Genomic DNA, 17,295 nt, shown 5'->3' on the forward strand with positions numbered 1-17,295 from the left:
GCCCACCGGGCGGACGGGGGTGGGGCCCGGCGCGCCGGCTACGCCTCCCGCACGCGCAGGGCGCGGGCCAGGTCGTCGAGCTGGTCGACGAGTTTGCGGCGCAGGGCGGGGATCGGGCCGGCCTTGCGCAGGCACTTCTCGCCGAGCTTGAGGGTTTCGGCGTCGACGGCGTGGGCGGGGAAGGCCCAGCTTCCGGCGGCCTCGGCGATGGCGGGGCCGCGGCGGGCGGCGACGGCGACAGCGGCCTTGAAGTAGCGGGACACGTAGGGCCGTACGAGGTCGGCCTGTTCGGGCTGCCAGAAGCCCTGGGCGGTGGCGGTGAACAGGTAGTTGGACAGGTCGTCGGAGCCGAACATGGCGTCCCAGGCGCGGGCCTTGGCGTCCTCGTCGGGCAGGGCGGCGCGGCAACGGGCGGCGCCCTCCTGGCCGGTGGCGCTGGGGTCGCGGGCGAGTTCGGCGGCGATGGCGGCCTCGTCGGTGGCGCCGAGCACGGCGAGCCGGGCGAGGACCCGCCAGCGCAGTTCGGGGTCGAGTTCGGGACCGCCGGGGACGGTGCCGTCGGCGAGCCAGGCGGCGATGGTGTCGGGGTGGGCGGCGGTGTCGATGCGGTGCCGTACGGCGATCAGGCGCAGGCCGGGGTGGTCGCCGTCCTCGGTACGGCGGATGAGGTCGCGGCACAGCTCGGTGAGGGTGGCCAGCGCGGCCGGGCGCCGGTCGGGGGTGAGGTAGCGGCCGGCGATGTGGTCGGAGGCGAAGGCGAGGACGCCCTGGACGAGGGCGAGGTCGGTCTCCTCGGGCAGGTGGGCGGCGGCGGTCGCGAGGTAGTCGGCGGGGGCGAGTTCGCCGTCGCGGACCATGTCGCGCAGCGTGTTCCACATGACGGCGCGGGTGAGCGTGTCGGGGATGCCGGACAGGCCGCGCAGGACGGTCTCCAGGGAGGTGTCGTCGAGGCGGATCTTGGCGTAGGTGAGGTCCAGGTCGTTGGGGACGACCAGGGCGGGGCGGGTGCCGGTGCGCGGCTCGGGGGCCGCTTCCTGGGGCACGTCGGTCTCGTAGCGCTCGCGCAGCAGGAGGCGGCGGCCGTCGTGGAGGTCACGGTCGTACACGCCGACGGTGACCCGGTGGGGGCGTTCGCCGGTGCGGTCGAGGGCGAGGGTCCACTGGCCGGGGCGGGATCCGACGGACGCGGTGAGGGTGTCGACGCCGGTGGTGCGCAGCCAGGCGTCGGCCCAGGCGTGGACGTCGCGTTCGGTGGCGGAGGCGAGGGACTCGATGAAGTCGGCGAGCGTGGCGTTGGCGAACCTGTGCCGGGCGAAGTGGGTGTTGATGCCGGCGAGGAAGTCCTTCTCGCCGAGCCAGACGACGAGCTGGCGCAGGGCGGAGGCGCCCTTGGCGTAGGAGATGCCGTCGAAGTTGAGCAGGGCGGAGGCGGTGTCCTCGACGTCCTTCGGCGCGACGGGGTGGGTGGAGGGCCGCTGATCGGCGTCGTAGCCCCAGGGCTTGCGGGTGACGCCGAAGTCGGTCCAGGTGTCGGTGCCCCACTTTCTGGGGGGAGTCCCCCCAGACCCCCCGAGGGTGGCCTCGGTGAGGGTCTGGTAGCCCATGTACTCGGCGAAGGACTCGTTGAGCCAGATGTCGTCCCACCAGCGGAGGGTGACGAGGTCGCCGAACCACATGTGGGCCATCTCGTGGGCGATGACCATGGCGCGGGTCTGGCGTTCGGTGTCGGTGACGGCGGAGCGGTAGACGAACTCGTCGCGGAAGGTGACCAGGCCGGGGTTCTCCATGGCGCCCGCGTTGAACTCGGGCACGAAGGCCTGGTCGTAGGAGTCGAAGGGGTAGGGCTCCTCGAACTTCTCGTGGTAGCGGTCGAAGCAGGCGCGGGTGATGTCGAGGAGTTCGTCGGCGTCCGCGTCGAGGTACGGGGCGAGCGAGCGGCGGCAGTGGAGGCCGAAGGGCAGTCCGCGGTGTTCGGTGCGCACGGAGTGCCAGGGGCCGGCGGCGACGGCGACGAGGTAGGTGGAGATCAGCGGGGTGGGGGCGGCCCGCCACACGCCGTCGCCGGTGTGCTCGGTGACGCCGTTGGCGAGGACGGTCCAGTGCCGCGGGGCGGTGACGGTCAGCTCGAAGACGGCCTTGAGGTCGGGCTGGTCGAAGGCGGCGAAGACGCGCTGCACGTCGTCGAGGAAGAGCTGGGTGTAGACGTAGGTCTCGCCGTCGGTGGGGTCGGTGAAGCGGTGCATGCCCTCGCCGGTGCGGGAGTAGCGCATGCTGGCGTCGACGCGCAGTTCGTGCTCGCCGGCGGTGAGGTTCTTCAGCGGCAGCCGGTTGCCGTCGAGGGTGCCGGCGTCCAGGGGCTGTCCGTCGAGGGTGGCGGAGCGCAGCTCGGCGGGCTTGAGCTCGACGAAGGTGTCCGCGTCCGTACGGGCGCTGAACCTGATCAGGGTGCGGGAGTCGAACGTCTCGTCACCGGTGGTCAGATCGAGTTCGATCGTGTAACGGTGGACGTCGAGGAGTTGTGCTCGGTTCTGCGCTTCGTCGCGCGTCAGTACGGACATGCGGGCCATGCTGCCTGATGCGGTCGCCGAACCACAGGGGCGGATCGGGTACGCACCCTATGTCCGGTCTCGTTCGAGCTCCCCGGTGTGCGCCCCGGCGGGCCCTCCGGGCGGCGTGTGCGCGTGCGGATGGGGCAGGGCGGGATGTCCGGGGGTGGGGGTGCGTTCCTCGAGCCGGGCGCGCAGGGCGCGGATCTCGCGTTCCAGGGCGAGCCGGCGCTGGTGCGCGTCGTAGAGATGACGGATCTTGGTACGCAGCGCCCACGGGTCGACCGGTTTGGTGACGAGATCGGCTACGCCGAGGGCGTACGCGGCGGCGCCGAGCTGGGGGTCGCGGGTGAAGCCGGTGAGCAGGACGACGGGGATGAGCTGGGTCTGTTCCAGGCGGCGCATGTAGCGCACGACGTCGAGTCCGCCGGTGCCCGGCGGGTGGACGTCGAGGAGCAGCAGGCCGACGTTGTGGCGCAGCAGCTGTTTGAGGGCCTCGTCGCCGCTGGTGGCCCGGCCCAGCAGGTGGCCGAGCGGGGCCAGGGCGCTCTCCAGGGCGTACAGGGTGTCCTCGTGGTCGTCGACGATGAGGATGCGGGCGTTCGGCGGCATGCGGCGCGTCCCTCCTCGCAAGGGACCGGATGGCTGTCCGGGGGCCGGCGGGTGGTGCTCGCCGGCCGACAAGGAGTGCACAGGGCAGCATGCTCCGCGCGGGCGGTTCTGTCACTCCCCAAGGGAGGGTGTCGTGGTGCGGTTCGCTGAGGGCGTGGCGCCGCCCGCGGTGTCCTCGGCGATGCGTTCGTGGTGGCGGATCACCTCGGCGATGATGAAGTTCAGGAACTTCTCCGCGAAGGCCGGGTCGAGTTTGGCGTTCTCGGCGAGGGCGCGCAGCCGGGTGATCTGGCGGGCCTCGCGGCCCGGGTCGGCGGGCGGCAGCCGGTGCTCGGCTTTGAGGCGGCCGACCTGCTGGGTGCACTTGAAGCGTTCGGCGAGCATGTGGACGACGGCCGCGTCGATGTTGTCGATGCTGTCGCGCAGCCGGGCGAGCTCCTCGCGGACGGCGGGGGCGGCGTCGTCGGTGGTGGTGTTGCTGGTGGTCATGGTGGGTCACCTTACGGGCCCGCCCCGGCCGGGGCGGGCCCGTAAGGTGGAACCGGGTTCAGGGCGTCCGGGGGTGAGACGTGGCGAACGGCGGGCCGGTCGAGCACGGTTATCCGCATCTGGAGACGGTGCGGGCGGCCGTCACCGCGCTGTACCGGCGGCTGTCGTGCGACACGGTCCGCACGTTCTCGGTGAGCGTGGCGCCGGCCGATGTGGCGTTCTGCGACACGGACGATCTTCATCTGGGGGCGCAGCGGGTGGCGCGCGAGCTGGTGCGGCACTACCGGCTGCCGGACGCGCGGCTGATCGTCGGGTTCCGTGAGATGACGCATGCGGCGAACGTGGAGCTGGCGGCCGGGCCGGAGTACTTCGTCGAGCTGAACGACCGGTTCCGGACGCATCGGCGGGACATCGGGGCGGCCCTGGCGCACGAGGTGGCGCATGTGTACCTGCACCGGCTGGACCTGTCGTTCCCTGGGACGCGGGAGAACGAGATCCTGACGGACACGGTGGCGACGTACCTGGGGGCGGGGTGGCTGCTGCTGGACGCGTTCCGTCAGGACGGGGCGTCGTCGCAGAAGCTGGGGTATCTCACTCCGGAGGAGTTCGGGTACGTGCTGGCGAAGCGGGCGCTGGCGTTCGAGGAGGATCCGTCGGTGTGGTTCACCAGTGCGCAGGCGTATACGGCGTACACGGAGGGGCTGGCGCTGGCGCGCCGGGACGGGCAACAGCCTCCGCTGGTCTCCGCCGGGTGGGCCGGCCGCAGGCGGTACGCGCGGGACCGGCGGCACGCGCAGGATCACCGGGTGTCCGCGGGGCGGCCGGATGTTCCGTACAGCTTCACTCCGGCGGAGCACGGCTCCCTGCGGGTGGCGTTTCCGTGCCCCACGTGTCACCAGCGGATCCGTGTGCCGGTGCGGGGGCGTGTGCGGGCGCGGTGCGGGTTGTGCCGGACGGTGCTGGAGTGTGACACCTAGCGGTGCCGGGTGCGGGTGCGTGGGGGTTGGCCGCGTCCACGCGGCAACCGCACATCGGTACGGTCCCGCGTCCCCGCGGGAGCGCTACCCCTGCCCCACGATTCCCTGTGACCGTGCTGCCGCCAGCCAATGCGGGAACTCGCCCACCAAGCGGTCGTAGAGGTCCGCGTCCGTGACCTTGTTCGGGTTCTCGCCCGCGTGGAAGAAGCCGGCGTTGTCGATCACGCGCTTCGTCGGGACTGCCAGGTCGTCCAGCTTTCGCAGGTAGTCGAACTGTTTGCTGTGCGGGTCGCCGAAGCCGATGAACTGCCAGAACAAGGGGAGGCGGGAGGCCTTGCAGAGGTATTTCTCCGCGGCGAGTTTGTTGATGGGGCCGCCGTCGGTCTGGAAGATCACCAGGGCGGGGGCCGTGGAGCCGCTGTCCAGGTAGTGGTCGATGACGGCGTCCATCGCCAGGTGGTAGCTGGTCCTGCCCATGTGGCCGAGGCCGGAGACGATCCGTTCGATCCGGCCCCGGTGGTCGGCCAGGGCGATGTCGGTGACGGCGTCGACGTCGGTGGAGAAGAAGACGACCGGCACGGTGCCGTCGTCGTCGAGGTGGGCCGACAGGCCCAGCACCCGGTCGGCGAGCGCCTGCACGCTGCCGTCCTTGTAGTACGGCTTCATCGAGCCGGAATAGTCGACCACCAGGTAGACCGCGGCGCGCAGCCCGTCCAGTCCGTGCTTGGCGAGGGACACCCCGGCGGTCTTGTAGAGGCTGACCAGCGCGGGCGCCGTCTCCTCGATCCTGCTGAGACCGATCGCGGCCATATGGCTCCCCCTCGTCACGGAACTGGCCCCGAGGGTACGGCACGCCACCACCCCATCATTCGCTCATTCCACTGGCGTTCGATATTTTGTTCGCCGCCGTCCCCACCGGCTCACTTCCGTCCCGTCCCTCCCGAGGAGCCGGTCCGTGGATTCCGAGTCCACCGTCACCACCTGCTACCGCCATCCCACGGTGGAGTGCTACGTCCGCTGCACCCGCTGCGAGCGGTACATCTGCCCGGACTGCATGCGTGAGGCGGCCGTGGGCCACCAGTGCCCCGAGTGCGTGAAGGAGGGCGCGCGGTCGATGCGGCAGGCCCGCACCCTGGTGGGCGGCCGGGTCTCGGCGGTGCCCGTCGTGACGTACGTACTGATCGTCCTCAATGTGCTGGTGTACCTGGCTGAGCTGGCGCGGCCGGAGATCGTGGACCGGTTCGCGATGGTGGGCGCGGGGCTGGCCGGGCCGGACGGCGGGCACTTCCTGTGGATGGACCCGTACCCCGCGGGCTTCAGTCCGGAGGGGCTGGTGGGCGGGGAGTGGTACCGGTTGCTGACCGGCGCGTTCCTGCACCTGCCGGCCACCGAGGGCACGTTCGGGATCGCCCACGTCGTGATGAACATGCTGGCGCTGTGGAACCTGGGCCGGCTGGTCGAGCCGATGCTGGGCCGGGTGCACTACCTCGCCCTGTACCTGCTGTCGGCGCTGGGCGGTTCGGTGCTGGTGCTGCTGATCGCGCCCGAGGACTCCGTGGTCGGCGCGTCCGGCGCGATCTTCGGGGTGGGGGCCGCGTACTACGTGATGGCCCGGCGTGTCGGGGCCGACATGAGCCGGGTCAACCGGTTCATGGCGGGGCTGCTGCTGTGGCTGGTGCTCTCCGCGTTCGTCACGTCCTGGGAGGGGCACCTCGGCGGGCTGCTGGCCGGCGGCACGGTGGCGGTGGCGTTCGCGTACGCCCCCAGGAACGGGTGGCAGCCGGTGGTCCAGGTGGGAGTGTGCGTGGCGCTGGTGGTGGTGCTGGGGGTGGCCGCGGTGGTCAAGGTGTCCGAACTGACAGGTGGAGGTATCCCTCAGTGAAACGTTCCGGTGTGCTGCTCCTCGCGGCCGTTCCTGTGATCGTCACGGGGGTGTACTTCGTCATGCCGACGGACTCGGCGGACGCCCCGGCGTCCGCGCCGCCCGCCGCCACCGCCCAGTCGGCCCGTGAGGACGCCAAGGACCGGGCCGAGGAGGAGCGGACCGAGGACGACGCGGTCATCGCCGGTCTGCCGGCCGGGCTGGCCGCCCCCGCGAAGAAGGAGCTGGCCCAGCGGCTGGTGGCGAGCGCCGAGCACTCCACCACCGACTGGCGCACCACCTACGGCGCCGTCGAGGACGAGGGCGACGGCTGCGGCTACACGGCGGGCATCATCGGCTTCTGCACCGGCACCCACGACCTGCTCATGCTGGTCGAGAGCTACACCGGGGACCACCCGGACAACGGGCTGGCGTCCTATCTGCCCGCCCTGCGCGAGGTCGACGGCTCGGACTCCCACGAGGGCCTGGACCCCGGCTTCCCGGCCGCCTGGGAGGCGGAGGCGGAGGTGCCCGCCTTCCGGAAGGCGCAGGAGGCGGCACGGGACCGCCTCTACTTCGAGCCGGCGGTCCGGCTCGCCAAGCTGGACGGCCTCGGCACGCTGGGCCAGTTCGTCTACTTCGACGCGATGGTCTTCCACGGCCCCGACACCGACGCGGACGGCTTCTACGCCCTGCGCGAGCGCACCCTGAAGCAGGCGGAGACGCCCGCCGCGGGCGGTTCCGAGAAGAAGTACCTGAACGCCTTCCTCGACATCCGTCGCGAGGCCATGCTCACCCGGTACCCGGACGGCGACACCTCCCGCGTCGACACGGCCCAGCGCCGGTTCCTGGAGGCCGGGAACCTGGGCCTGGACACCCCGCTGGTGTGGGAGATGTACGGGGACCACTACCGGCTCCCCTGAACATGCGGAGGCGCCTGCCCAGTCGTCCGGTCGGGGACTGGCGGGCAGGCGCCACCAGGTGTTCCGTACGCCGTTGTACGGGACGCATGTGAGGGACCGTCAGGTCATCTTGTGCACCGCTCGTCAGACCGTCAGCGAGCGGTCCGTCGGGCGGATCGGGGCCGGCAGCTCGCTCGCCCCGGTGAGGAAGCGGTCGCAGCCGCGGGCGGCCGAGCGGCCCTCCGCGATCGCCCACACGATGAGCGACTGGCCGCGGCCGGCGTCACCGGCGACGAACACACCCGGCACGTTGGTCTGGAAGTCGGCGTCACGGGCGATGTTACCGCGTTCGTCGAGGTCCAGGCCGAACTGCTCGACCAGGCCGTTGTCCCGGTCGGTGCCGGTGAAGCCCATGGCGAGGGTGACGAGCTGGGCCGGGATCTTGCGCTCGGTGCCCGGCTTCGGGGTGAGCCTGCCGTCGACGAACTCGACCTCGCTCAGGTGCAGCCACTGGACGTTGCCGTCCTCGTCGCCCTCGAAGTGGGTGGTGGAGACGGAGTAGACCCGCTCACCGCCCTCCTCGTGCGCGGACGTGACCTTGTACAGCATGGGGAAGGTCGGCCACGGCTGGGAGACCGGGTCCCGCTCCTCGTTCGGGCGGGGCATGATCTCCAGCTGGGTGACGGAGGCCGCGCCCTGACGGTGGGCGGTACCCACGCAGTCGGCGCCGGTGTCACCGCCGCCGATCACCACGACGTGCTTGCCCTCGGCCGAGATCGGCGGGGCGACGTAGTCGCCCTCCTGCACCTTGTTGGCCAGCGGCAGGTACTCCATGGCCTGGTGGATGCCCTTGAGCTCGCGGCCCGGCACCGGCAGGTCGCGGGCGGTCGTCGCGCCGACGGCGAGGACCACGGCGTCGTACCGCTTGCGCAGCGCGGTGGCCGGCATGTCGCGGCCGATCTCCACGCCGGTGCGGAACTTGGTGCCCTCCGCGCGCATCTGCTCGATACGGCGGTTGATGTGCCGCTTCTCCATCTTGAACTCGGGGATGCCGTAGCGCAGCAGGCCGCCGATGCGGTCGGCGCGCTCGTACACCGCGACCGTGTGGCCGGCCCGGGTGAGCTGCTGGGCGGCGGCCAGGCCCGCGGGGCCGGAGCCGACGACCGCGACGGTCTTGCCGGACAGGCGCTCGGGGATCTGCGGGGCGACGTCGCCGGTCTCCCACGCCTTGTCGATGATCGAGACCTCGACGTTCTTGATGGTGACCGGCGGCTGGTTGATGCCGAGCACGCACGCCGACTCGCACGGAGCCGGGCACAGGCGGCCGGTGAACTCCGGGAAGTTGTTGGTGGCGTGCAGCCGCTCGGAGGCGGCGCCCCAGTCCTCGCGGTAGGCGTAGTCGTTCCACTCGGGGATGAGGTTCCCCAGCGGACAGCCGTTGTGGCAGAACGGGATGCCGCAGTCCATGCACCGGCTGGCCTGCTTGCTGATGATCGGCAGCAGGGAGCCGGGGACGTAGACCTCGTTCCAGTCCTTCTTCCGCTCCTCGACCGGACGGGACCTGGCGACCTCGCGGCCGTGGTTCAGAAAGCCCTTCGGGTCAGCCATTGATCGCCGCCTCCATCATCTTCTCGGTGATCTCGGTCTCGGTCAGACCGGCTCGCTCGGCGGCGTCCTTGGCGGCGAGCACTGCCTTGTACGTGCTGGGGATGATCTTGCTGAAGCGCTCCACGGCGGTGTCCCACTCGGCGAGCAGCTTCTCGGCGACGGTGGAGCCCGTCTCCTCCTGGTGGCGGCGGACGACGTCGTGCAGCCACTGCTTGTCGGCGTCGTCCAGGGGACCCACGGCGTCCAGGTTGCCTGCGTTGACGTTGTCGCGGTCGAGGTCGATGACGTAGGCGATGCCGCCGGACATGCCGGCCGCGAAGTTGCGCCCCGTCTCGCCGAGGACGACCGCGTGTCCGCCGGTCATGTACTCGCAGCCGTGGTCGCCCACCCCCTCGGAGACGACCGTCGCGCCGGAGTTGCGGACGCAGAACCGCTCACCGGTCCGGCCGCGCAGGAACAGCTCGCCGCCGGTCGCGCCGTACGCGATCGTGTTGCCCGCGATGGTCGAGTACTCGGCGAGGTGGTCGGCCGCGCGGTCCGGGCGGACCACGATCCGGCCGCCGGACAGGCCCTTGCCGACGTAGTCGTTGGCGTCGCCCTCCAGGCGCAGCGTGACACCGCGCGGAATGAAGGCGCCGAAGGACTGGCCCGCGGAGCCGGTGAAGGTGATGTCGATGGTGTCGTCGGGCAGGCCCGCACCGCCGAACTTCTTCGTCACCTCGTGGCCGAGCATGGTGCCGACCGTGCGGTTGATGTTGCGGATGGCGACCTGGGCGCGCACCGGCTGGACGTCCTCGGCACCGGACGCGGCGAGGGCGTCGGCGGCGAGCTTGATCAGCTCGTTGTCGAGCGCCTTCTCCAGGCCGTGGTCCTGGGCGACGACCTGGTGGCGGACGGCGCCCTCGGGCAGCTCGGGCACGTGGAACAGCGGGGCCAGCTCCAGGCCCTGCGCCTTCCAGTGGTTCACCGCGCGGGTCACGTCGAGCACCTCGGCGTGGCCGACGGCCTCCTCGATGGAGCGGAAGCCCAGCTCGGCGAGGAGCTCACGGACCTCCTCGGCGATGAACCGGAAGAAGTTCACGATGTACTCGGCCTTGCCGGAGAACCGGTCCCGCAGGACGGGGTTCTGGGTGGCGATGCCGACCGGGCAGGTGTCCAGGTGGCAGACGCGCATCATCACGCAGCCGGAGACGACCAGCGGGGCGGTGGCGAAGCCGAACTCCTCGGCGCCGAGCAGCGCGGCGATGACCACGTCACGGCCGGTCTTGAGCTGGCCGTCGGTCTGGACGACGATCCGGTCGCGCAGGCCGTTCAGCAGCAGGGTCTGCTGGGTCTCGGCGAGGCCGAGCTCCCAGGGGCCGCCGGCGTGCTTCAGCGACGTCAGCGGGGAGGCGCCCGTACCGCCGTCGTGACCGGAGATCAGCACCACGTCCGCGTGCGCCTTGGAGACACCCGCGGCGACGGTGCCGACGCCGACCTCGGAGACCAGCTTGACGTGGATGCGCGCCTTCGGGTTGGCGTTCTTCAGGTCGTGGATGAGCTGGGCGAGGTCCTCGATGGAGTAGATGTCGTGGTGCGGCGGCGGGGAGATGAGGCCCACGCCCGGCGTCGAATGACGCGTCTTCGCCACCCACGGGTAGACCTTGTGGCCGGGGAGCTGGCCGCCCTCGCCGGGCTTGGCGCCCTGGGCCATCTTGATCTGGATGTCGTCGGAGTTGACCAGGTACTCGGAGGTCACGCCGAAGCGGCCGGAGGCGACCTGCTTGATGGAGGAGCGGCGGGCCGGGTCGTACAGCCGCTCCGGGTCCTCGCCGCCCTCACCGGTGTTGGACTTGCCGCCGAGCTGGTTCATGGCGATGGCGAGCGTCTCGTGCGCCTCGCGGGAGATGGAGCCGTACGACATGGCGCCGGTGGAGAACCGCTTGACGATCTCGGAGACCGGCTCGACCTCGTCGACCGGGATCGGCTGCCGGTCGGACGTGAAGCCGAACAGGCCGCGGAGCGTCATCAGGCGCTCGGACTGCTCGTTCACCCGCTCGGTGTACTTCTTGAAGATGTCGTAGCGGCCGGAGCGCGTGGAGTGCTGGAGGCGGAAGACCGTCTCCGGGTCGAACAGGTGCGGCTCGCCCTCGCGGCGCCACTGGTACTCGCCGCCGATCTCCAGCGCGCGGTGCGCGGGGGCGATGCCGGAAGCGGGGTAGGCCTTGGCGTGGCGGGCGGCGACCTCCTGGGCGACGACGTCGATGCCGACGCCGCCGATCTTGGTGGCGGTGCCGTTGAAGTACTTCTCCACGAAGGCGTCCTCGAGGCCGACGGCCTCGAAGACCTGGGCGCCGCGGTAGGAGGCGACCGTGGAGATGCCCATCTTGGACATGACCTTCAGGACGCCCTTGCCGAGGGCGTAGATCAGGTTGCGGATGGCCTTCTCGGGCTCGATGCCCGGCAGGAAGGTGCCCGCGCGGACCAGGTCCTCGACGGACTCCATCGCCAGGTACGGGTTGACGGCGGCGGCGCCGTAGCCGATGAGCAGGGCGACGTGGTGGACCTCGCGGACGTCACCGGCCTCGACCAGCAGGCCCACCTGGGTGCGCTGCTTGGTGCGGATGAGGTGGTGGTGGACGGCCGCGGTGAGCAGCAGCGACGGGATCGGCGCGTGCTCGGCGTCGGAGTGCCGGTCGGACAGGACGATGAGGCGGGCGCCGTTCTCTATGGCGGCGTCGGCCTCGGCGCAGATGTCCTCGATGCGTGTCGCGAGCGCGTCACCGCCGCCGGAGACCCGGTACAGGCCGGAGAGGGTCGCGGCCTTGAAGCCGGGCATGTCGCCGTCGGCGTTGATGTGGATGAGCTTGGCCAGCTCGTCGTTGTCGATCACCGGGAAGGGCAGGACGACGCTGCGGCAGGAGGCCGCGGTCGGCTCCAGCAGGTTGCCCGACGGGCCCAGCGGGGAGCGCAGGGAGGTGACCAGTTCCTCGCGGATCGCGTCCAGCGGCGGGTTGGTGACCTGGGCGAAGAGCTGGGTGAAGTAGTCGAAGAGCAGGCGCGGGCGCTCGCTCAGCGCGGCGATGGGCGAGTCGGTGCCCATCGAGCCGATCGGCTCGGCGCCGGCCTTGGCCATCGGCGCGATCAGGACCCGCAGCTCCTCCTCGGTGTAGCCGAAGGTCTGCTGGCGGCGGGTGACCGAGGCGTGGGTGTGCACGATGTGCTCGCGCTCGGGCAGGTCGGGCAGCTCGATCTCGCCGGCCTCGAGCCACTCGGCGTAGGGGTGCTCGGCGGCGAGCCCGTCCTTGATCTCGTCGTCCTCGATGATGCGGTGCTCGGCGGTGTCCACCAGGAACATCCGGCCGGGCTGGAGGCGGCCCTTGCGGACGACCTTCGCCGGGTCGATGTCGAGGACGCCGACCTCGGAGCCGAGGACGACCAGACCGTCGTCGGTGACCCAGTAGCGGCCGGGGCGCAGGCCGTTGCGGTCGAGTACGGCGCCGACCTGGGTGCCGTCGGTGAAGGTGACGCAGGCGGGGCCGTCCCAGGGCTCCATCATCGTGGAGTGGTACTGGTAGAAGGCGCGCCGGGCCGGGTCCATGGAGTCGTGGTTCTCCCACGCCTCCGGGATCATCATCAGCACGGAGTGCGGCAGCGAACGCCCGCCCAGGTGCAGCAGTTCGAGGACCTCGTCGAAGGAGGCGGAGTCCGAGGCGTCGGGCGTACAGACCGGGAAGACGCGCTCGAGTTCCTTGCCGGTGCCGAACAGGTCGGAGACGAGCTGGGACTCGCGGGCGCGCATCCAGTTGCGGTTGCCCTTGACGGTGTTGATCTCACCGTTGTGCGCGACGAAGCGGTACGGGTGTGCGAGCGGCCACGACGGGAAGGTGTTCGTGGAGAACCGGGAGTGCACCAGCGCGATCGCGGAGCCGAAGCGGCGGTCGGACAGGTCCGGGAAGAAGGGCTCGAGCTGGCCGGTGGTCAGCATGCCCTTGTAGACGATGGTCCGCGCGGAGAGCGACGGGAAGTAGATGCCCACCTCGCGCTCGGCGCGCTTGCGCAGGACGAACGCCTTGCGGTCGAGGTCGATGCCCTTGAGTTCACCGGCGGTGACGAAGATCTGCCGGAAGAGCGGCATCGTCGAGCGGGCGGTGGCACCGAGCAGTTCGGGCGCGACCGGCACCTCGCGCCAGCCGAGGACGGTCAGGCCCTCGTCGGCGGCGATCTCCTCGATGCGGGCGACGGCGGCGTCGGCGCCGTCCTCCGGGAGGAAGGCGATGCCGACGGCGTAGCCGCCGGCCTCGGGCAGGTCGAATCCGGCCACCTCGCGGAAGAAGGTGTCCGGGACCTGGGAGAGGATTCCGGCGCCGTCGCCGGAGTCCGGCTCGGAACCGGTGGCACCGCGGTGTTCGAGGTTGCGCAGGACCGTGAGGGCCTGGTCCACCAGGGTGTGGGACGCCTCGCCGGTGAGGGTGGCGACGAAGCCGACGCCGCAGGCGTCGTGCTCGTTGCGGGGGTCGTACATACCCTGCGCAGCAGGGCGAGCATCCATGAAAGACCAGTTCAGACGGTCGTTCGTGGAATGCTGGGACGGCTGGCGCGGCGTACGCATCGGCTCTCCCGTCGTCGTCATGTGGCATGTGCAAGGTGCCGAGGGACGACGTTGGCCCTCTGCGTGGTGCGAAATTTCGTGCAGGTTACATGATGGAGCGGTTCTCGGAAACCGGGATAATCCGTTCCAGCATGCGGACACCACATGGGTCGCGGTGAGGTTCCGCGCCTGGTGGTGGAAGCCATGGGGACTGGTCGGACAGATCGATGTCCATCGCGGTCCGATGGCGGGAAAAGGCTCCTTCGCCCGACCCGCGGGGCACGCCGTCGGCCTCTTTGCCCACAGCGCTTACGGCTCATGCCCAGTGGCCATGCGACCGAAACCAGCACGTTACGACTACTTATGCGGCCCAACGCATAAGTGCGAGTCGCATTATCCTACGGCCGTTCCGAACAGTGTGCCCAGGGCGTACGTCACACCGGCCGCCGCGCCACCGAGGGCGAGCTGCCGCAGGCCGCTGTACCACCAGGTCCGCGCCGTCACCCTGGCCACCACCGCACCGCACAGGAAGAGCCCGAGCAGCGCCAGCAGCACGGCGGGCCACAGGCTGCTCGCGCCGAGCAGATACGGCAGTACGGGCAGCAGGGCGCCCAGCGCGAAGGAGCCGAAGCTGGACACGGCGGCGACGGTGGGCGAGGGCAGGTCGGAGGGGTCGATGCCGAGTTCCTCGCGGGCGTGGATCTCCAGCGCCTGCTCGGGGTCCCGGGAGAGCTGCCGGGCGACCTCGCGGGCCAGCCCGGGCTCGACACCGCGCGACTCGTAGAGCGCGGCGAGCTCGGCCTCCTCGTCCTTGGGGTGCTTGCGCAGCTCACGCCGCTCGACGTCGAGTTCGGCCTCGACCAGCTCGCGCTGGGAGGCGACGGAGGTGTACTCGCCGGCCGCCATGGAGAAGGCGCCGGCTGCCAGGCCGGCGAGGCCGGTGAGCACGACGGTCTGCTGACCGACCGCTCCTCCGGCGACACCGGTCATCAGGGCGAGGTTGGAGACCAGTCCGTCCATCGCGCCGAAGACCGCGGGGCGCAGCCAGCCGCCGTTCACGTCCCGGTGCGTGTGGTTGTCGCGGTGCGCCTCGTGCAGCGTCGCCTCGGTCTCGATGATGGCCATGCCTGTGTCCCCCACAGTTCCTCTTTGGACAAGTTCCATTCTTCGACAACACCCAACGTACGCCTCCTCATTCCGTCCCGCCAGCAAGGAAAGGCTGGACTAACCTGCGGTTTTGCATGTTTCGCTCGTTTGCGTGGATGGGTGCGCAGATGTCGACCGGGTGACGCTGGGGCCGGTGAGGCTGCGCCGGGCACCGAGCCGGGGACAGATGCGCAAAGGGCTCCGCGCCTCTCGGGGCGCACCTGAGAGGAGAGCCGCGTATGGCATCGACCGCCCGCATCCCCTCTGTCCCGGCTGTTTCGGCCGGCCCGGTGCCCGGGGACACCCTCGGGCGCCGTGAGCGGGCACGCGGCGCGCTGCTCGGCCTGGCCGTCGGCGACGCGCTGGGCGCCCCGGCCGAGAACATGAAGCCCTCCGAGATCCGCGCGCGGTGGGGCCGCATCACGGGGTACGTGACGGAGCACCCGGCGGGCACGGACGACACCGAGTACGCGATCTTCTCCGGTCTGCTGCTGGCCCGGCACGGCTCCGCGCTCACCCCGGCGCACGTCGAGGCGGCCTGGCACGAGTGGATCGCGGACCGCGCGGAGGGCCCTTTCCGGGGCGCCGGCTTCAGCGAGCGCGGCACGCTGGAGAACCTGCGCCGGGGGCTGGCGGCGCCGATCTCCGCCCAGCACCGGCACGCCTGGAGCGACGGGCTGGCGATGCGGGCGGCGCCCCACGGGGTGTTCGCGGCCGGCCGTCCCGACGAGGCGGCCCGGCTGGCGGCGATCGACGGTTCGGTCAGCCACGACGGCGAGGGCATCTACGGCGGCCAGGCGGTCGCGGCGGGTGTCGCGGCGGCGATGGCCGGGGCGCCGGTGGTCGCGGTCGTGGCCTCGGCCCTGGCGGTCGTACCGGACGACTCCTGGACCGCCCGCTCACTGCGCCGTGCCGTGACCGCCGCCCACCTGGGCGAACGCGCGGTCCGCGCGGCGGTGGTGATCGGCGGCTACCCGTGGACGGACCTGGCCCCCGAGGCAGTCGCCCTCGCCTTCGGCGCGTACGCGGCGGCCGACGGCGACTTCGAACAGGCGGTGCTGACGGCCGTCAACATGGGCCGCGACGCGGACACCACGGCGGCGGTGGCCGGCGCCCTGGCGGGCGCGACCCGGGGCGCCGCGGCGATCCCGCCGGCCTGGTCGTCCGCCATCACCCCGGCCCGCGGCACCTGCCTCCCGACCATGGCGGGCCACCACATCCTGGACATCGCGGACCTGCTGACGCCGGAGGCGCCCAGATGATCCCTCTGACCGAGACACAACCCGCCACCACGGAGAGCACCCCACCCGCGGCCGCCGACGGCGAGACGACCCCACAGGGGCCACCCGCACCCGACGACGAATGCCGCACGGGTGGTGCGGGCGGGAACATCCGGGCCGAAGGCGGAGCCGAGGCCGAAAGCCCCACCCGACCGCCGCAGGCACAGACCGAGGCCGTCGAAACCGCGCCGCGGGCGAGAATCGAGGGCCTCCTCCTCGGCCTCGCCGCAGGCGACGCCGCCGGCTGGCCCGCCGCCCGCCACCGGGCGGCACGGATGCCCGAGTGGACCAGACGCCTCACCCGCGAACTGGACACCTTCGCGGAGCAGAACGCGACGACCACCCTCCCCGTCCCCATCGCCCTCAACCAGCCCTCCGAACCCCTGCGCCTGGGCCCCTCCGACGACGCCGAATGGGCGGCCTTCGCCGCGGAAGCCGTCCTCCGCGCCGGAGACGACACCGCCTTCGGCGACCTGAGCCGGGAACGCCGCACCCGCGCGGCGATCGACCTGACCTGGAACACCGTCGCCGGCGAGATCGCCGCGGCGGCGGACCGCGCCCCCGAGACGGAGTCCGCCGTACTCCCCCTGCGCGCCCGCATCTCCGTCCGGGCCGGCCTCGGAAACCTCGCCACCGGCCTGCGCCCACCCGCCACCGGCCACGACAATCCCCACTACTTCGACGACGCCGCCTGCGTACGCGCCTGCGTGCTGGCCGTGGCCCACCCGGGCGACCCACGGGCCGCCGCCGACCTCGCGGAGTTCGACGCCCGCTACACCCAGGACGGCGACGGCGTGCACGGCGCCCGCGCCATGGCCGCCGCCGTCTCCCTGGCCCTCACCGGCGCGGACCCGCACACCTGTGTGGCGGCGGCCTGCGCCGAACTGCCCGAGGACACGGAGATCGGCCGCAACGCCCGGTACGCCCTGAAGCTCGCGGCGGACGCCGACAGCGCCTTCGCCCTCGTACCACCGCTGGAGCACCAGATCGTCGACCACGTCTACAGCTACGGCGTCGCCGCCGCCGAGACCGTCCCCGTCGCCCTCGCCCTCGCCACCGCCGCCCACGGCCGGATCGCGGAGGCGGTCCCCGCGGCGGCCTGTCTGTCCCGGGTCGCGGACTCCGCCCCGGCGCTCGTCGGCGCCCTCACCGGCGCGCTGGGCGGCGGGGCCGCGATCCCGGGGACGTGGCGGGAGAGCTGCCGCACCCTCTCCGGCTGCGTACTCCCCCGGCTCACCGGCACGGACCTGGTGGAACTCGCCGGACTCCTGGAAGCCGCACAACCGGCCCCGACGGGGGGATGA

The 17,295-nt window shown here is 71.7% G+C and carries 12 protein-coding genes; 5 read left to right on the plus strand and 7 right to left on the minus strand.

Features of this window, described 5'->3' with window-relative positions; translation table 11 throughout:
* Nucleotides 1–38: 38 nt before the first annotated feature.
* From pepN to ACF1DX_RS23770, 3 genes are all read right to left on the minus strand, one after another.
* Complete coding sequence (gene pepN, locus ACF1DX_RS23760) at nucleotides 39–2,567, minus strand: aminopeptidase N (protein ID WP_391793130.1); 2,529 nt, start codon at nucleotides 2,565–2,567, stop codon at nucleotides 39–41.
* Nucleotides 2,568–2,615: 48 nt separating this feature from the next.
* Complete coding sequence (locus ACF1DX_RS23765; RefSeq protein WP_391793131.1) at nucleotides 2,616–3,158, minus strand: two-component system response regulator; 543 nt, start codon at nucleotides 3,156–3,158, stop codon at nucleotides 2,616–2,618.
* Nucleotides 3,159–3,269: 111 nt separating this feature from the next.
* The gene (locus ACF1DX_RS23770; protein ID WP_391793132.1) at nucleotides 3,270–3,647 is read right to left on the minus strand and encodes a chorismate mutase; all 378 of its coding nucleotides are present in this window, start codon (nucleotides 3,645–3,647) and stop codon (nucleotides 3,270–3,272) included.
* A gap of 80 nt (nucleotides 3,648–3,727) precedes the next feature.
* Between ACF1DX_RS23770 and ACF1DX_RS23775 the strand changes: the two genes are divergently transcribed.
* The gene (locus ACF1DX_RS23775) at nucleotides 3,728–4,624 is read left to right on the plus strand and encodes a hypothetical protein (RefSeq protein WP_391793133.1); all 897 of its coding nucleotides are present in this window, start codon (nucleotides 3,728–3,730) and stop codon (nucleotides 4,622–4,624) included.
* 84 nt (nucleotides 4,625–4,708) lie between these two features.
* Here ACF1DX_RS23775 and ACF1DX_RS23780 read toward each other — a convergent pair whose 3' ends face one another.
* Nucleotides 4,709–5,434 (minus strand): vWA domain-containing protein, encoded by a 726-nt coding sequence (locus ACF1DX_RS23780; RefSeq protein ID WP_391793134.1) that lies wholly within the window; start codon nucleotides 5,432–5,434, stop codon nucleotides 4,709–4,711.
* A 145-nt stretch (nucleotides 5,435–5,579) separates the two neighbouring features.
* On the opposite strand from ACF1DX_RS23780, the gene ACF1DX_RS23785 reads away from it, so the two are divergent.
* Nucleotides 5,580–6,506 (plus strand): rhomboid family intramembrane serine protease, encoded by a 927-nt coding sequence (locus tag ACF1DX_RS23785; RefSeq protein WP_391793135.1) that lies wholly within the window; start codon nucleotides 5,580–5,582, stop codon nucleotides 6,504–6,506.
* On the plus strand, nucleotides 6,503–7,408 hold the full coding sequence (locus ACF1DX_RS23790; RefSeq protein WP_391793136.1) for a chitosanase: 906 nt from the start codon (nucleotides 6,503–6,505) through the stop codon (nucleotides 7,406–7,408). Before ACF1DX_RS23785 ends, ACF1DX_RS23790 begins: the two co-directional genes overlap by 4 nt.
* Nucleotides 7,409–7,531: 123 nt before the next feature.
* Here ACF1DX_RS23790 and ACF1DX_RS23795 read toward each other — a convergent pair whose 3' ends face one another.
* The 3 genes from ACF1DX_RS23795 to ACF1DX_RS23805 all read right to left on the minus strand — a co-directional run bounded on the left by ACF1DX_RS23795 (nucleotide 7,532) and on the right by ACF1DX_RS23805 (nucleotide 14,690).
* Nucleotides 7,532–8,995: a glutamate synthase subunit beta gene (locus ACF1DX_RS23795; protein WP_391793137.1), complete on the minus strand. Its 1,464-nt coding sequence runs from the start codon at nucleotides 8,993–8,995 to the stop codon at nucleotides 7,532–7,534.
* Nucleotides 8,988–13,586, minus strand: coding sequence for a glutamate synthase large subunit (gene gltB, locus ACF1DX_RS23800; protein ID WP_391793257.1), 4,599 nt, complete (start codon nucleotides 13,584–13,586; stop codon nucleotides 8,988–8,990). The genes ACF1DX_RS23795 and gltB overlap by 8 nt, the downstream gene beginning before the upstream one ends.
* A 372-nt stretch (nucleotides 13,587–13,958) precedes the next feature.
* Nucleotides 13,959–14,690 carry a VIT1/CCC1 transporter family protein gene (locus ACF1DX_RS23805; RefSeq protein WP_391793138.1) on the minus strand — a complete coding sequence of 244 codons (732 nt, stop codon included), beginning with the start codon at nucleotides 14,688–14,690 and terminating at the stop codon, nucleotides 13,959–13,961.
* Nucleotides 14,691–14,950: 260 nt separating this feature from the next.
* Between ACF1DX_RS23805 and ACF1DX_RS23810 the strand changes: the two genes are divergently transcribed.
* Together ACF1DX_RS23810 and ACF1DX_RS23815 are read left to right on the plus strand one after the other, a co-directional pair.
* Entirely contained in the window at nucleotides 14,951–15,973 is a 1,023-nt protein-coding gene (locus tag ACF1DX_RS23810; RefSeq protein WP_391793139.1) for an ADP-ribosylglycohydrolase family protein, read from the plus strand.
* The gene (locus ACF1DX_RS23815) at nucleotides 15,970–17,295 is read left to right on the plus strand and encodes an ADP-ribosylglycohydrolase family protein (RefSeq protein ID WP_391793140.1); all 1,326 of its coding nucleotides are present in this window, start codon (nucleotides 15,970–15,972) and stop codon (nucleotides 17,293–17,295) included. Before ACF1DX_RS23810 ends, ACF1DX_RS23815 begins: the two co-directional genes overlap by 4 nt.

Source organism: Streptomyces sp. NPDC014676, assembly GCF_043084105.1.
In the GTDB taxonomy this organism is placed as follows: domain Bacteria; phylum Actinomycetota; class Actinomycetes; order Streptomycetales; family Streptomycetaceae; genus Streptomyces.

What these genes read in the sequence shown, in the direction of transcription:
- pepN (WP_391793130.1), bottom strand. Translation starts at nt 2,567, where the DNA reads ATGGCCCGCATGTCCGTACTGACGCGCGACGAAGCGCAGAACCGAGCA.
- ACF1DX_RS23765 (WP_391793131.1), bottom strand. Translation starts at nt 3,158, where the DNA reads ATGCCGCCGAACGCCCGCATCCTCATCGTCGACGACCACGAGGACACC.
- ACF1DX_RS23770 (WP_391793132.1), bottom strand. Translation starts at nt 3,647, where the DNA reads ATGACCACCAGCAACACCACCACCGACGACGCCGCCCCCGCCGTCCGC.
- ACF1DX_RS23780 (WP_391793134.1), bottom strand. Translation starts at nt 5,434, where the DNA reads ATGGCCGCGATCGGTCTCAGCAGGATCGAGGAGACGGCGCCCGCGCTG.
- ACF1DX_RS23795 (WP_391793137.1), bottom strand. Translation starts at nt 8,995, where the DNA reads ATGGCTGACCCGAAGGGCTTTCTGAACCACGGCCGCGAGGTCGCCAGG.
- gltB (WP_391793257.1), bottom strand. Translation starts at nt 13,586, where the DNA reads ATGCGTACGCCGCGCCAGCCGTCCCAGCATTCCACGAACGACCGTCTG.
- ACF1DX_RS23805 (WP_391793138.1), bottom strand. Translation starts at nt 14,690, where the DNA reads ATGGCCATCATCGAGACCGAGGCGACGCTGCACGAGGCGCACCGCGAC.
- ACF1DX_RS23810 (WP_391793139.1), top strand. Translation starts at nt 14,951, where the DNA reads ATGGCATCGACCGCCCGCATCCCCTCTGTCCCGGCTGTTTCGGCCGGC.
- ACF1DX_RS23815 (WP_391793140.1), top strand. Translation starts at nt 15,970, where the DNA reads ATGATCCCTCTGACCGAGACACAACCCGCCACCACGGAGAGCACCCCA.